This is a genomic window from Mucilaginibacter metallidurans (assembly GCF_003286435.2).
Taxonomy (GTDB): domain Bacteria; phylum Bacteroidota; class Bacteroidia; order Sphingobacteriales; family Sphingobacteriaceae; genus Mucilaginibacter; species Mucilaginibacter gossypii.
Genome location: NZ_CP043449.1, coordinates 6,856,749 through 6,870,661 on the forward strand (window position 1 = coordinate 6,856,749; position 13,913 = coordinate 6,870,661).

Sequence of the window (13,913 nt, forward strand, 5' to 3'; positions counted from 1 at the left end):
CATTGCGAGGAACGAAGCAATCGCGAACTTTACAGGGCGGACTTGCATTGCCCCTCGGCATCCGTGCGATTGCTTCGTAACTCGCAATGACATAGTTGAATGGGGGAGATTTAGAGGGGGCCTACGCTATTATCCCCTTCACCACATTCCCCGCCACATCCGTTAATCTGTACCTGCGGCCCTGGCTTTTATAAGTTAGTTTTTTATGGTCGATACCTAATTGATTTAAAATGGTGGCATGAAAATCATGCACGTGCACCGAATCTTTTACGATGTTGTAGCCAAACTCGTCGGTTTCGCCGTAAACTATCCCTGGTTTGATACCACCACCGGCCATCCAGATACTGAAACAGCGCGGGTGATGGTCGCGGCCATAATTAGCTTTCTCCAGTTTACCCTGGCTGTAATTGGTTCGCCCGAACTCACCGCCCCAGATTACCAGTGTTTCATCCAGCAGGCCACGTTGTTTCAAATCAGTAACCAGTGCTGCCGATGCCTGGTCTACATCTTTGGCCTGCCCCGCCATTTCCTGCGGTAGGTTGCTGTGCTGGTCCCAGCCCTGATGATAGAGCTGCACAAAGCGAACGCCGTTTTCAGAAAGTTTGCGGGCCAGCAGGCAGTTAGCCGCATAAGTGCCGGGAATAAGGCACTCCGGCCCGTACATTTTCACAATATCATCGGATTCCTTGCTTACGTCCATAATTTCGGGTACGGCGGTTTGCATGCGGTAAGCCATTTCATATTGCTGCACTTTGGTGTTTATTTCCGGATCACCGAACTCCTTATAATTCATGTCATTGAGCTCGGCCAGTTTATCCAGCATTTTACGGCGCTCGTGACGGTTCAGTCCTTCAGGATCATTCAGGTACAGGATTGGGTCTTCGCCGCTGCTGAACTGTACGCCCTGGTGAATAGAATCTAAAAAGCCATTACTCCACAATTTGGAGTAAACACCCTGCCCGTTTCCCTTGCCTTTAGATAGCAATACGGTGAAAGCCGGCAGGTTTTTGTTTTCGCTGCCGAGGCCGTAACTTACCCACGAGCCCATGCTGGGCCGGTTGCCCTGCTGTGCCCCGGTTTGGAAAAAGGTAAGTGCCGGATCATGATTGATGGCATCGGTGTTAAGCGATTTAATAATGCAGATGTCATCGGCAATTTTGCCTATGTGCGGGAACATATCGCTGATCCAGGCGCGCGACTCGCCATATTGCTTAAAATCATAAAAAGAACCTACCAGCGGGAACGAAGCCTGCTTAGCCGTCATGCCGGTAAGGATCTGGTTGCCGCGTACGGATGCCGGCAGCTCCTGCCCCATCATTTCACGCAGCTTGGGCTTGTAATCAAACGACTCCAGTTGTGAGGGAGCCCCATCCTGGAAAAGGTAGATTACCCGTTTGGCCTTTGGCGCAAAATTGGGGATGCCGGGGATAAAATCAGCCTCGGCTTCATCTCCTTTGCCGCTAAACAGATCAGGAATGAGCAATGAACCCAATGCCACGCTGCCAATGCCCAAACTGAGCCTGGAAAGAAACCTGCGCCGGTTGATGTTAAGCCTGTTTTCTAAAAAATCTTTTTCCATGTGCTCAGGTTTTTGTTATGGCTTCTTCCAGATTATACATGGTATCAACCACTTTCATCATAGCTGCCAGTGTTATTTTATCCAGATTGGCCGGTACCGGATATTCGCCCACGGTTAGCAGTTTTTCGGCATCGGCCTTTTTTATGGTTTTTAGTTCATCTGTATAGTATGAAGTTAAAATTGCCAGTTCTTTTTCTTGCGGATGGCGGCAGAGGATCAAGCGGAACGCTTTGGTGATCTTTGCTGTCGATGTGCTTTTGTCCTGCAAAAGTTTAGCGGCCAAAACCCTCGCGCTTTCCAAAACGGTTGGATCGTTCAACATTACTAATGCCTGCAATGGGGTATTGGTACACAGGCGTTTTACTTCGCACTGGTCGCGGTTGCTGGCATCAAAAATACCTAAGGATGCTGGCGGAACAGTACGTTTTATCAATGTGTACATTCCCCTTCTATAAAGGTTTGGCCCGTGCACCTGTTTGTAATTTGCCAAAATCCCCCTGCCCGAGGTGGCATTTTCCCAAAGGCCCGGCGGCTGGTAAGGGTTAACACTCGGGCCGCCGATGGTTGGATTAAGCAGCCCGCTGCTGGCCAGCACCAGGTCACGAACAAATTCGGCAGGTAAACGGCCCCTTGGGCCCCGGGCTAATAAAGTATTATCCGGATCTTCCTTCAGTTTTTCGGGTGTGGCCGCTGCCGATTGCCGGTAAGTGGCCGACATTACCATCTCTTTTACCAGCCGTTTAATATTCCATCCATGATCGCGGAAATCAACAGCCAGCCAGTCCAGCAGTTCGGGATGCGATGGCAGATCTCCCTGCATACCGAAATCCCCAGAGCTTTTTACGATGCCCTTTCCAAAAAACTCCTGCCACATTTGGTTCACAAACACACGTGCAGTAAGCGGGTTGTTTTTATTGAACAGCCATTCGGCCAGGCCTAAGCGGTTTTTTGGGTAGTTATTGGCAAATGGTAATATGGATTTGGGCGTACCGGCCTGCACCTCATCGCCATGGGCATCGTAGTTACCTCGCTTAAGGATATAAGTTGGCCGCACCTTGTCGCTATCAGTCATGATGGATACGATGAGCTTATCGGTATCGCGCTTGTTCACAAAAGTCAGGATCTTTTTAACATCCTCATTGCTGATCTTCATCATGGGGTTTTTAGCATAGGTTTCGGGCCCGCCCACGGTTGATTGCAAGCCCACTTCCTTCACATTGTTAAAAAAGGCATAAACCTGGTAGTATTCTTTTTGCGAAAAAGGGTCGTATTTATGATCATGACAATGAGCGCATTCCAATGTGACGCCCAATAGTGCTTTGCCGAAGGTATTGGTTCGGTCGGTTACATAACTAACCCGGTATTCCTCATCAATTACGCCGCCTTCTTCGGTTATTTTATGGTTGCGGTTAAAGCCTGTTGCCAGCAACTGCTCCTTAGTGGCGTTGGGGAGTTGATCGCCCGCCAGCTGCCAGGTAATGAATTTATCATAAGGCAGGTTTTCATTATAGGCATGGATCACCCAGTCGCGCCATGGCCATTGGGTGCGGTAATTGTCATCCTGATAGCCATGCGAGTCGGCATAGCGGGCAACATCCAGCCAGTGCAGCGCCATTTTTTCGCCGTATTGCGGAGTTGCCATCAGCTTGTCCACCATTTTTTCATAAGCATTGGCGCTTTTATCGGCTAAAAACTCATCCATTAAAGCAAGAGATGGCGGCAGACCGGTCAAATCGAGTGAAATGCGTTTCAGCAGGCGTTCTTTATCCGCTTCGGGATTAGGCTCCAGGCTGGCCTGCTCCATTTTTTGCAGTATGAAGTTATCAATCTCATTTTTAGGCCATGCCGCGTTTTTTACCTGCGGAACCGGGTAATTTCGCGGAGCGACAAAAGCCCAGTGTTTTTCATATTTGGCGCCCTGTTTTATCCACTTGTGAATGAGTTCAACTTCATAGGGCGATAACCTCTTTAAATTGGATGACGCCGGCGGCATCTGTTCGGTGGTGTCTTTGGTAGAGATTCGGCGATAAACCTCCGATTGCATAGGATCTCCGGGGACAAGTGCATGCGATGATGGGTTATCTTTTAATGCCTTATAGGCGCTCTCCGGAAGATCAAGCCTAAGGTCGGCTTCGCGATGTGACGCATCAGGGCCGTGACATTTATAGCATTTGTCTGAAAGTATTGGGCGGATATTAAAGTTGTAGCTGATGGTATCGGGCACCTGTTCTTCAGCTAACCCGCCCGATGAATGGCAGGAATAAAGCGTGTACAGCATGCAGATGGCTATTGTAAGCCACACATAATACAACTTCCGGTACATGGGTTTAAAATTGGTTAAACGGAAATTAAAGTTATATAATTTATAGCACAATTTGCAAATACATATTTGTGTTCTCAAATTGATTTAGCGGGGGCAATATAGCATGAAAAATGATATGTTCATACATTTTGTACAAATGTTTTAACATACACGCAGAGGAGGGTATTTTAAAAGAATAAAAACGGAATAGCGGATGAGCAATAAATTGAATTTGACTGGCTAATGTTTGTTTTTTAATGTAAAGGGGCAATGTTCTGAATGCTCATCTTTTCCAACTTTTTAATATCCCGGTAAACGATATATAAAGGGATGATCCCAAAAATACCGAAGCAGCAGTCAATGAACCGCCAGTAAACGGGGATACCGCGGATTGGGCCGGCAATAAAGGCCAGCGGGAACACCATTACACAGGCAATCATGCCGAATTCAATTATCCAAATGTTTTTAACCGGGTCTTTCAGCGGGCCAACAAATGCCATAGCAATAACCAAGTGACCGAAAGCCAGCCAGTCGGTGCCATAAGCCAGGTAAGGATAGTTTTGATTGGTTGTTTTTACTGCGAGATAAACATTGGTTAGCCAGTCCTGCATAAATCCCGGAGATACGGAGGCATGATTAGCAAGCCAGGCAAGTTCAGTTTCGATAGGGAAGGCGGTTACACCACTTAGTACCAGACCAATGATAAATACAATTACCCAGGTTTTTATTTTTTTGCGAAGTTCAGGTTCGGTTTTCATAACAAGGGCAAGTTAGGGAATTTGGCGGTATATTCTCCCTTTAGGGGTTAGTGGGCGCAATACTTCTTTATAAAATTATCGGCCTTATCGCTGCCTATGTTGCGGATAAAATTCCAGTCATGACAGGCACCTTCTTTGTCGCCTTGTTTAAATTTTTCGCCGGCCTGGCTTAGTACATCGTTTATAAAATCATCATCATAGCCAAGTTGTTTTTTGAGGTTAATAATGATAGCCTCTTTGGTGGTATCGGCCTTGCCTTTGTATTTGTTGCTGTAGTAATTGGTAACCGCGTTTTCCAGTTCCTGCTGAGCTTTATAGCTGGCAATAGCGCTTTGCATATCGCGGATGCTGGCAGGCCCGCAACGTGTGGGATCAGGGTCAAAACGGATGGGTTGAACGATATTAGTTTTAAGATTATACCCCGCCGGAACCATCCACTGGCCCGATGTAAGTTTAATAACCCTCAAAGCTTCATCGTCAAGGTCGATACCGGGGCCATCCTGTATTTTTGCATCATGTACCACACCATCTTTATCAACCATAAACGAAACATTGATGGTTCCCGAAATACAATTTTGCCGCGAATATTCAGGATAAATGATCTTTGTCTTCAGAAAATCATTAAACGCCTGCTGTCCGCCTTTAAACGCAGGCTGCTGGGCAAGCAAATAACCCGCTGTAAAAATGATGAACGCGATATGGAGACAAAGCGCTTTAAGCATAGTATAAATATCGACAATAAATTGCGGATTATGTTTAGATAGCCTTAGAAAGAATTGTTGTTGAATAACTAAACGGATAATCATATTTGTTTTCAGTATCCCATTTGCAAGCGGCTTGCCAATCAACTTGCTGAACACCTGTTTTTGTATAACTAAATCCAAAATCGAAGACCCGAATTCTCAAATCAAAGCACCTGGTTAAACTCCAACCGTTCGCCATCCGGCCCGGTGATGTTGAAATATTTGCAGCCATTTTTCCAGAATTGTAAAAACACGGGCTCTGGTTCAAGCACATTAAAGCCGGCCTCTTTAATAGTTTTAAAGGCGAAGTCGATATCATTAACGTCAAAGGCTACATGATCAATGTGCCCGTTTGATCTTGAACGGATCCCGGCCAGCGAAGCTTCAGGCAATTGGTAAAGCTCCATGATCATATTGCCGCGCTGCATCATAACGCAGGTGCCGGTACCGCTGTTATCGGTAAAAGGGGCTTGCATTACATTGTTAAAGCCCAGTCTGGCGTAAAATTGTTGTGATGTTTCAATATTGGTTACCGGCACGCCGATATGTTGTATCCCGTTTATTGCTAAATTTATATGGTTGCTCATGTTGATAATCAGTTGTTTATTATGGATTTAATATATGTTTAAACACTCGGTAGCGGATATGGTTGGCAACGCCGGCAAAATAAATATGCAGTAATTATCATCCATCCATCATTTTACACAAGCTTAACACATTTGATGTAAATTGCAGTTAAACTTGCACCAATTAAAACATATTAATGAAGATCGGAATTGTTTGTTACCCAACCTTTGGCGGAAGCGGGGTTGTTGCCACTGAACTTGGTAAAGCCCTTGCAGACCGTGGTCACCAGGTTCATTTTGTGACCTATAACCAGCCGGCCCGGTTGGATCTCTTTTCCGAAAACCTGTTTTATCACGAAGTTTCGGTTTCCAACTATCCGCTGTTCGATTTTCCGCCGTACGAGCTGGCCCTGGCAAGCAGGCTGGTTGATGTGGTACGTCATGAGCAACTGGATGTACTGCATGTGCATTATGCTATACCCCATGCTTCGGCAGCGTTTATGGCCAAGCAAATATTAATGACCTATGGCATTTATATCCCTGTGGTAACTACACTGCACGGTACAGATATTACGTTGGTTGGTAAAGACCGCACCTTTAAACCGGTTGTTACTTTTTCCATCAACCAAAGTGATGGTGTAACAGCCGTATCGCAAAACCTTAAAGAGGACACCTATAAGTTTTTTGATATTAAGAAGGATATCCTCGTGATCCCTAACTTTATTGACCTTAGCAGGTTCAGCCTTAAACCTAAAGATCATTTTAAGAAAGCGATTGCACCATCGGGCGAAAAGATCCTGGTACATACCTCTAACTTCCGTAAGGTAAAACGTACCGAAGATGTAGTGAAGATTTTTGCTAAAGTGATCAAAAAGATCCCGTCGAAACTGCTGATGGTAGGCGACGGCCCCGAACGCTCCATGTGCGAGCAGCTTTGCCGCGATTTGGGCGTTACCGATAACGTGCGTTTTTTAGGTAAACAGGATGCTGTTGAAGAGATCCTTTCAGTATCCGATTTGTTCCTGATGCCATCGCAATCAGAAAGTTTTGGTTTAGCAGCGCTTGAAGCTATGGCTTGCAAAGTGCCGGTGATCAGCAGTAATGCCGGTGGTTTGCCCGAATTAAATATTGATGGCGTAACAGGCTTTTTGAAAGAGCCAGGAGACGTAGAAGGCATGGCAGAAAAAGCAATATTTATTTTGGAGGATGAAGAACGTTTAGCTAAATTTAAAGAAAATGCACTGGCACACGCCAAAGAGTTTGAATTATCTACCATTTTGCCCAAATATGAAAACTTTTACCTTGAGGTAATTGAGCAAAATAAAGCTAAGCTGTTTAACCAACAGTTGTAATAAACCTGATACAATTCAAAAAATATTCTTTAAAAGTTAAATTTTATCGGTTTCGTTAATTAATTTAGTTTTTCACTCCTAAAAGTTAAAACTTATGGCAAAGCACACACTAAAAAGCGGACAACTCCTTAAGTACATCGGAAAGAAATGGAAAAACCTGCACATTGGTCATCCATTAAAATTTATGGGGTACGATGAGAATAGTTTCGCCGACATCTGGGTGGAATACCAGGGTAAATTAATGCTTCTGGCACTTAAGGATGTGGAAACACTAAGCGTTGCTTAAGTAGATAACTTGAGCCGGTCTGTTCAAAAGACAAGGGAAAATAGCCTTACTCATGCATACGTGCTAAGTAAGGCTATTTTATTTTTAGCGAAAAGAAACCTATATTAGCGTCACAAAAGGAAATGGTGTCTTCCTACTTAACCGCCCTAAAAAGCTGATGGCGCCTACAGACAATTAACTCACGGGCTTTTATCCTGTGCTAATTTTTTGTGGGTACATAAATATCAGCAACATGCAAAATCAAAATCAACTTTTTTCTTCGCAGCATTTCGCAATTCTTAAAAACGCCCTTCGGTGGACGGTCATTATCATCCCCATAGCTGTTGTTATTGGCAGCGCGGTTGCCTTATTCTTGTGGTTGTTGAGTTGGGCTATCCATTTTAGGTTTGCACATAACTGGTTATTGTATTTGCTGCCGTTGGCAGGTATCACGATATTTTTCATTTATAAATTTTGGGGTGGTCCGGCCGAAAAGGGGAATAATTTAATTATTGATGAAATCCATAACCCTGGTGGCGGGGTCCCTAAGCGTATGGCCCCACTGGTGCTGATTACCACCATTATCACTCATTTGTTTGGCGGCTCGGCCGGGCGCGAGGGAACGGCAGTACAAATGGGCGGCAGCTTAGCCCAAATGATAGGCAAATGGCTTAAGCTGAACGAAACTGATACCCAAACAGTACTTACCGCGGGCATAGCGGCGGGTTTCGGTGCGGTATTTGGTACGCCGTTAACTGGTGCTGTTTTTGCAATGGAGGTGCTGACGATAGGCCGGGTGCAATATAACGCGCTGCTGCCCTGCCTTATAGCGGGCATTGCCGGCGATATTACGGTGGCCGCCTGGGGTGTTCACCATACTCCTTATCATATTGATATCATTCCCGTTATCCCGCATTGGTTTTCAGGCTACGTTTCAACCGACTTGTTAATGATCTTCAAAACTATAGTAGCTTCTATCGCCTTCGGGCTGGTCAGTTACCTTTTTGCCAAAATGGTACATGGCATCAAAAGTTTTTTTACCCAATACATTAAAACACCCTGGTTGATCCCGTTTATTGGCGGACTGATCATTATCGCGCTTACTTTTGTTAATGGCAAACCCGATTATCTGAGTTTAGGGGTAGATGCCGAACATGCTGGTGCTGTTACAATCCCTTCAGCTTTTCATGCCGGCGGTGCCGATACCTGGAGCTGGCTCTGGAAAACCATTTACACTACCGTAACCTTAGGTACCGGTTTTAAAGGCGGCGAGGTAACACCGCTGTTTTATATTGGCGCTACTTTAGGCAATACGCTATCCGGCTTACTTGATGCGCCGGTTAGCCTATTTGCTGCGTTGGGTTTTATAGCGGTTTTTGCAGGCGCAACTAATACCCCGCTGGCCTGTACTTTTATGGGTATAGAGCTTTTTGGTGGCGAACACGCCCTGTTGTTTGCCGTAGCCTGTTTCACAGCCTATCTTTTCAGCGGGCATACGGGTATATATGGCTCCCAAAGAATTGGAGTTGCTAAGTTAACCGGTGGGCCGGCTGATGACAAAACGCTTTCGGAAGCAATGAAAAGGCGCGGATATTTATACCATAAACTGGCGAAATATAGTTTCCTTAAAGCGAGAGAATAAGCACTATTTAGTAGCGGTAACCACAATATAAGGAGATAGCAGCTTTGATTCAACCGGTATGATTTTGGTAAAAACCTTGCCTGCTACCCACACCAGTTTGGTGATCGCTTTAGCTATGGCAGGCTTGTTAGCCTTATCCTCCAGCCAAACAGAAAATTTGCCGTAATAATATGCCTCAACATTTTTTAACCCCAGTTCCTTGCAATAGCCGGCCAGTAATGGAGGGTTCATACTATTGATGTTGTGTTTTTCGTAGTTATTAAGGTCGTAGTTGCGTTGTACCCACCCGTTAACACCGGTAAAGTTAGGCAGGGTAATAAACAGTGTGCCTCCCGGTTTAAGGAAAGAGAGGTGTTTTTCAATAATACCTTTGGTATCATTAAAATGCTCTATCAATCCGCATGAAAGTACCAGGTCATATTCGGTTTCGGGTTGGTATTTGAATAGGTCGCCCTCGATAACTGCAATGTCCTGATCATTAAGCTGATTGGCATCCAGTACTTCCTTTAAAACTTTTGGGTGCACATAAAAATCGAACAGCGTAGTTTTTAACCCGAAATACTTCTTTAAAAAAATGGCAAAATAACCCGGAAAACCTCCAAGCTCAATAGCCGACGCCGGTTTATGGGTATCGATAATTTTTTTTAGCAGCTTGTGAAAAGTATAATTAGCCGGCACATTGAAAGCCAGGTCTTTTTTTGATTCCCAGTAACCGGCCCAAAATGCCTTGTCGGTGAGTTCGTTGCTCATGGGTGCAAAGGAAAGATAATTCGGCAATAGTTCAAAACACTGTTATTTTGTAAAGCATGGATTTGAGATGGTAACATCAACAGGAAATAATTACAATCATCCGGGAATTGTACATAAATATATCATGCGATGAATAAGCAACTTTGTGTAATTAATTAAACAACAGTGTAATAACTGTATTAAATTTAGCATTCATGAGCAATGAACTTATTCCTACAATCAAACTTGATGAAGTAATTGAGCTTGGTTTGCAAGTGGTTGATTATAGAAAAGCGGGCGATCTTCATTTTCTTAAGAGCCCTCACCGCAACGAACATTATCTTTTTGTATTGGTAACGGACGGTAACCTGAAACTCGTAGTTGATTCGCGCGGGATGGTGATACCGGCTCAATCTGTTTATTACATTTTGCCTGGGCAGGTAATGCAGCATTTTGACACCGAAGCCGATGCTTACGTTATTGCTGTGGATGCCTTTTTGCTTAATCAAACTTATAAGTTTATTCTTGATGAAGGTTGTTTTGTACAAACGCCTGTGGCGATAAACGCAGAAAGGGGCGGGAGGCTAAAATCGGCGATTTCACTGCTGGGCGCTGAAGTGAAAGATGCAAGTGTTAATAGCTGTAAGGAACATATAAAACGGGGATTGATTGATGCTGTAGCAGGCATGTTTGCCGGAGAATACGTTGATAGTACAATAGCTCACGGGAGGAAAGACTCAAGCGCTGTCAGGATCACTACGGCTTTTAAAAGGCTGATTTTTGCAGAATATAAAACATTGAAAAAGCCCTCTTCATATGCTTCGGCTTTAAATATATCTACCCCGTATCTTAACGAAGCGGTTAAAGAAATATCCGGACAAACGGTTAGTTACTGGATTCAGAATATGATCATGTTTGAAGCAAAGCGCCTGCTGATTTATACCGATAAAACTATTAAGGCCATTGCTTATGAATTGGGTTACGCCGATTACGTCTATTTTTCGAAGATGTTCATTGGGATGGTAAAGATGTCGCCGGGGGCTTTCCGTAAAAAATACCGCTAATTGTACATGTACTTCCGCTATTACTACATTGTTTAAGCTTGAAACAGTTTGTTGCTTTGTGATAAATCAAATCATTATAAAACAACAAATTAACCATGGAAAACTTAAAAAATGTAGTGCTGGTACACGGCGCGTTTGCAGACGGATCTGGCTTTAAAGCACTCTATCAAATCCTTACTAAAAAAGGTTATAACGTATTGGTGGTGCAAAACCCGCTAAGCTCATTGGAAGATGATGTAAAAGCAACCCATGTTGTATTAGACAAGATTAGTGGCCCCGCCATCCTTGCCGGGCACTCGTGGGGTGGCGCTGTAATTACCGAAGCCGGTAATCATCCAAATGTAGCTGCGCTGGTGTATATCGCGGCTTTTCAGCCGGATAACGGCGAATCAGCACTGCAGTGGCTGCAAACCGCACCACCTGCACCGGAAAACGGCGTGTTACCTCCCGATGAAAAAGGCATTGTATACTATGATAAAGACAAGTTTCACGCTGGATTTTGCGCTGACATTGATGCCGATGAAGCCGCTTTTATGTATGCATCACAAGGTGCATTTTACGCAAAAGGTTTTGTTTCGCCGATAACTGACGCGGCCTGGCGTCATAAACCGGCTTATGGTTTAATTGCTACCGAGGATAAAAGTATCAATCCGGATATTCAACATGCTATGTATAAGCGATCAAACACTATTGTAACCGAGGTAAAAGGCAGCCATGTGATTTTCATGTCGCAACCAGAGATTGTTGCCGATGTGATTATTGAAGCAGCCAGAAAAGCTTCGGAAGTGTAAAAAAACAGTTTAAATACTGTATGAACATCCGTGTGCATTAAACCGTATGCGGATGTTTTGTTTAAAACCTCATCAATCTGCCTTATCTTTAGCACCAAAAAATTAATGAAGTTAATTGTTTCCGACCATAAAACCGGCGGCGATCTGTTACTGATCAGCGGGGAAGAAAATTTTGACCGTTTCTTTTATACCCGCGATAAAACAAAGAAGTACTTTACCATAGCCTGGAATACCGGCGCGAGTCAAATAATCAATATAGATGGTGCAGATCATGTATTTAACGCGAATACGCTGTTACCGCTCATGTTCGACCAAACCTTTACGTTCGAAAGGTCGGCTGATATTATCGCCTGGCAATTTAACAGGGAGTTTTATTGTTTGATAGACCATGATACCGAAGTAAGCTGCGTAGGTTTTCTTTTTGGGATGGGCGATCTGCTGTTCATTCCACTGGATGATCCCAGCCAATCGAAACTTAAAGTATTACTGGACATTTTTACGCAGGAACTGCATATTAAAGATAAAATTCAGAATGACATGCTGATCATGCTGCTAAAGCGGCTGATCATCATGGTAACGCAGATGGCTCGCACAGAATACATCCCCGCAGAAAATAATCAGGATCAAAAACTGGATATCTTCCGGAAATTTAACCTGCTGGTTGAAATGAATTTCAGAAGCGAACATTCTGTTAACTTTTATGCGGGACTGATGAATAAATCGCCCAAAACGCTCTCAAATATTTTCTCCCTTTATAACGACAAAACGCCGCAACAGGTGATCCAGGCGCGCATTATTGTTGAGGCGAGGCGGTTGTTGAGCTACACCACAAAGTCGGTTAAGCAAATTACTTATGAACTGGGTTTTGAAGATCCTGCCTATTTCTGTAATTTTTTCAAACGACATACCAGGCAGTCGCCCGCAGAGTTCAGAAATGGGAAAGCGCAGCCTGTGGCAGCGTAAAAGGAAGCAAATGTGTTGAACTAAAAAGGTAAAAAGTGGGGGAGGTGCGATTCCCTCCCCTGGGAGGGTGTAGGGAGGGGTTTCATAGCCCCATATATCCGTTACATGGCGTACAAACCCCTCCCTGCCACCGCGCAAACCAGCCGCACCCCTCCCCAAGGGAGGGAATTGAAGAACTTTCCCAACTCATTTAAACCATTCGGGAAGATATTACAATCTTTCGGGAACTGGCGACATTTCCCACCTGCCGCATTTGGGGCACTTTTGTATTGTTAAATCAAATACAACATTTAAGATAAAACAATATGAAAACTCCAACATTGAAAAACAGAATTAAAATAGGTCTACTTAGCCTGGCATTAACCTTTGCAGCCGTATTAGGTTTTACTATTTCATCACAGGCCCAGGCCGTAAAAAATGTAGTGCTGGTACACGGCGCATTTGCTGATGGATCTGGCTATAAGGCATTATACAATGAACTTACCAAAAAAGGATATAATGTTACAGTGGTGCAAAACCCACTCTCTTCTTTGGAAGACGATGTTAAAGCTGTAACAATAGCATTGGACAAACAAGACGGACCTGCGGTATTGGTAGGCCATTCATGGGGCGGTACGGTAATTACCGAAGCAGGTAACGACCCAAAAGTAGCAGCCCTTGTTTATATCGCGGCACTGCAGCCAGATAAAGGTGAAACATCTGTTCAATGGTTGCAAACTGCTCCTCCTGCTCCTGAAAATGGTGTTCTGGCACCTGATGATAAAGGCATTGTTTATTATGACAAAGCTAAATTCCATGCCGGTTTTTGTGCCGATATAAGCAAAGAAGATGCTGATTTCATGTATGCTTCACAAGGTGCCTTTTATGCAAAAGGATTTGGCACCCCTATCACTAATGCAGCCTGGAAAACTAAACCTGCTTATGGCATAGTTGCCACTGAAGATAAAAGCATCAATCCATATATAGAACGTGCTATGTACAAACGTTCAAATACAATAATAACTGAAATAAAAGGAAGCCATGTGGTTTTCATATCGCAACCTAAAGCAGTTGCCGCTGTAATTATAAAAGCAGCCGAAAATGCTTCTGTAAAAAAATAAGCTACCGGTAGCTTTTAAAAACTCAAAAACCGGGTGCCGATATTGGCATCCGGTTTTTT

The 13,913-nt window shown here is 44.1% G+C and carries 13 protein-coding genes and 1 riboswitch; of the genes, 7 read left to right on the forward strand and 6 right to left on the reverse strand.

What is annotated here, in order from left to right; all coding sequences use genetic code 11:
- Positions 1 to 121: 121 nt before the first annotated feature.
- The 5 genes from DIU38_RS29520 to DIU38_RS29540 all read right to left on the reverse strand — a co-directional run bounded on the left by DIU38_RS29520 (position 122) and on the right by DIU38_RS29540 (position 5,969).
- Positions 122 to 1,579 carry a DUF1501 domain-containing protein gene (locus DIU38_RS29520; RefSeq protein WP_112651204.1) on the reverse strand — a complete coding sequence of 486 codons (1,458 nt, stop codon included), beginning with the start codon at positions 1,577 to 1,579 and terminating at the stop codon, positions 122 to 124.
- Between the two features lie 4 nt (positions 1,580 to 1,583).
- Positions 1,584 to 3,902, reverse strand: a complete 2,319-nt coding sequence (locus DIU38_RS29525; RefSeq protein WP_112651234.1) for a PSD1 and planctomycete cytochrome C domain-containing protein — start codon at positions 3,900 to 3,902, stop codon at positions 1,584 to 1,586.
- Between the two features lie 233 nt (positions 3,903 to 4,135).
- Positions 4,136 to 4,639, reverse strand: a complete 504-nt coding sequence (locus DIU38_RS29530; RefSeq protein WP_112651202.1) for a hypothetical protein — start codon at positions 4,637 to 4,639, stop codon at positions 4,136 to 4,138.
- 47 nt (positions 4,640 to 4,686) lie between these two features.
- The gene (locus tag DIU38_RS29535) at positions 4,687 to 5,361 is read right to left on the reverse strand and encodes an energy transducer TonB (protein WP_167516313.1); all 675 of its coding nucleotides are present in this window, start codon (positions 5,359 to 5,361) and stop codon (positions 4,687 to 4,689) included.
- 185 nt (positions 5,362 to 5,546) lie between these two features.
- Positions 5,547 to 5,969, reverse strand: coding sequence for a VOC family protein (locus DIU38_RS29540; RefSeq protein WP_112651198.1), 423 nt, complete (start codon positions 5,967 to 5,969; stop codon positions 5,547 to 5,549).
- 176 nt (positions 5,970 to 6,145) lie between these two features.
- Here DIU38_RS29540 and bshA point away from each other — a divergent pair, with 176 nt between their 5' ends.
- The 3 genes from bshA (at position 6,146) to DIU38_RS29555 (ending at position 9,207) form a co-directional block, all read left to right on the forward strand.
- Positions 6,146 to 7,300: an N-acetyl-alpha-D-glucosaminyl L-malate synthase BshA gene (gene bshA / locus DIU38_RS29545; RefSeq protein ID WP_090530693.1), complete on the forward strand. Its 1,155-nt coding sequence runs from the start codon at positions 6,146 to 6,148 to the stop codon at positions 7,298 to 7,300.
- 94 nt (positions 7,301 to 7,394) lie between these two features.
- Positions 7,395 to 7,586, forward strand: a complete 192-nt coding sequence (locus tag DIU38_RS29550) for a hypothetical protein (protein WP_090530691.1) — start codon at positions 7,395 to 7,397, stop codon at positions 7,584 to 7,586.
- 109 nt (positions 7,587 to 7,695) lie between these two features.
- Positions 7,696 to 7,760, forward strand: a riboswitch (Fluoride riboswitch).
- 58 nt (positions 7,761 to 7,818) lie between these two features.
- Entirely contained in the window at positions 7,819 to 9,207 is a 1,389-nt protein-coding gene (locus DIU38_RS29555) for a voltage-gated chloride channel family protein (RefSeq protein ID WP_112651196.1), read from the forward strand.
- Between the two features lie 3 nt (positions 9,208 to 9,210).
- On the opposite strand, the gene DIU38_RS29560 is transcribed toward DIU38_RS29555, so the two are convergent.
- Positions 9,211 to 9,957 (reverse strand): class I SAM-dependent methyltransferase, encoded by a 747-nt coding sequence (locus DIU38_RS29560; protein WP_112651194.1) that lies wholly within the window; start codon positions 9,955 to 9,957, stop codon positions 9,211 to 9,213.
- A gap of 194 nt (positions 9,958 to 10,151) precedes the next feature.
- Between DIU38_RS29560 and DIU38_RS29565 the strand changes: the two genes are divergently transcribed.
- The 4 genes from DIU38_RS29565 (at position 10,152) to DIU38_RS29580 (ending at position 13,854) form a co-directional block, all read left to right on the forward strand.
- Positions 10,152 to 11,000, forward strand: coding sequence for a helix-turn-helix domain-containing protein (locus tag DIU38_RS29565; protein ID WP_112651192.1), 849 nt, complete (start codon positions 10,152 to 10,154; stop codon positions 10,998 to 11,000).
- A gap of 95 nt (positions 11,001 to 11,095) precedes the next feature.
- Positions 11,096 to 11,791: an alpha/beta hydrolase gene (locus DIU38_RS29570; protein WP_112651190.1), complete on the forward strand. Its 696-nt coding sequence runs from the start codon at positions 11,096 to 11,098 to the stop codon at positions 11,789 to 11,791.
- 105 nt (positions 11,792 to 11,896) lie between these two features.
- Positions 11,897 to 12,754, forward strand: a complete 858-nt coding sequence (locus DIU38_RS29575; RefSeq protein ID WP_112651232.1) for a helix-turn-helix domain-containing protein — start codon at positions 11,897 to 11,899, stop codon at positions 12,752 to 12,754.
- A gap of 305 nt (positions 12,755 to 13,059) precedes the next feature.
- Positions 13,060 to 13,854, forward strand: coding sequence for an alpha/beta hydrolase (locus tag DIU38_RS29580; RefSeq protein ID WP_112651188.1), 795 nt, complete (start codon positions 13,060 to 13,062; stop codon positions 13,852 to 13,854).
- Positions 13,855 to 13,913: the final 59 nt, after the last annotated feature.

Excerpts from the sequence above, each read along its gene's own strand:
- DIU38_RS29520 (WP_112651204.1), bottom strand. The coding sequence starts at position 1,579 with ATGGAAAAAGATTTTTTAGAAAACAGGCTTAACATCAACCGGCGCAGG.
- DIU38_RS29525 (WP_112651234.1), bottom strand. The coding sequence starts at position 3,902 with ATGTACCGGAAGTTGTATTATGTGTGGCTTACAATAGCCATCTGCATG.
- DIU38_RS29530 (WP_112651202.1), bottom strand. The coding sequence starts at position 4,639 with ATGAAAACCGAACCTGAACTTCGCAAAAAAATAAAAACCTGGGTAATT.
- DIU38_RS29535 (WP_167516313.1), bottom strand. The coding sequence starts at position 5,361 with ATGCTTAAAGCGCTTTGTCTCCATATCGCGTTCATCATTTTTACAGCG.
- DIU38_RS29540 (WP_112651198.1), bottom strand. The coding sequence starts at position 5,969 with ATGAGCAACCATATAAATTTAGCAATAAACGGGATACAACATATCGGC.
- bshA (WP_090530693.1), top strand. The coding sequence starts at position 6,146 with ATGAAGATCGGAATTGTTTGTTACCCAACCTTTGGCGGAAGCGGGGTT.
- DIU38_RS29550 (WP_090530691.1), top strand. The coding sequence starts at position 7,395 with ATGGCAAAGCACACACTAAAAAGCGGACAACTCCTTAAGTACATCGGA.
- DIU38_RS29555 (WP_112651196.1), top strand. The coding sequence starts at position 7,819 with ATGCAAAATCAAAATCAACTTTTTTCTTCGCAGCATTTCGCAATTCTT.
- DIU38_RS29560 (WP_112651194.1), bottom strand. The coding sequence starts at position 9,957 with ATGAGCAACGAACTCACCGACAAGGCATTTTGGGCCGGTTACTGGGAA.
- DIU38_RS29565 (WP_112651192.1), top strand. The coding sequence starts at position 10,152 with ATGAGCAATGAACTTATTCCTACAATCAAACTTGATGAAGTAATTGAG.
- DIU38_RS29570 (WP_112651190.1), top strand. The coding sequence starts at position 11,096 with ATGGAAAACTTAAAAAATGTAGTGCTGGTACACGGCGCGTTTGCAGAC.
- DIU38_RS29575 (WP_112651232.1), top strand. The coding sequence starts at position 11,897 with ATGAAGTTAATTGTTTCCGACCATAAAACCGGCGGCGATCTGTTACTG.
- DIU38_RS29580 (WP_112651188.1), top strand. The coding sequence starts at position 13,060 with ATGAAAACTCCAACATTGAAAAACAGAATTAAAATAGGTCTACTTAGC.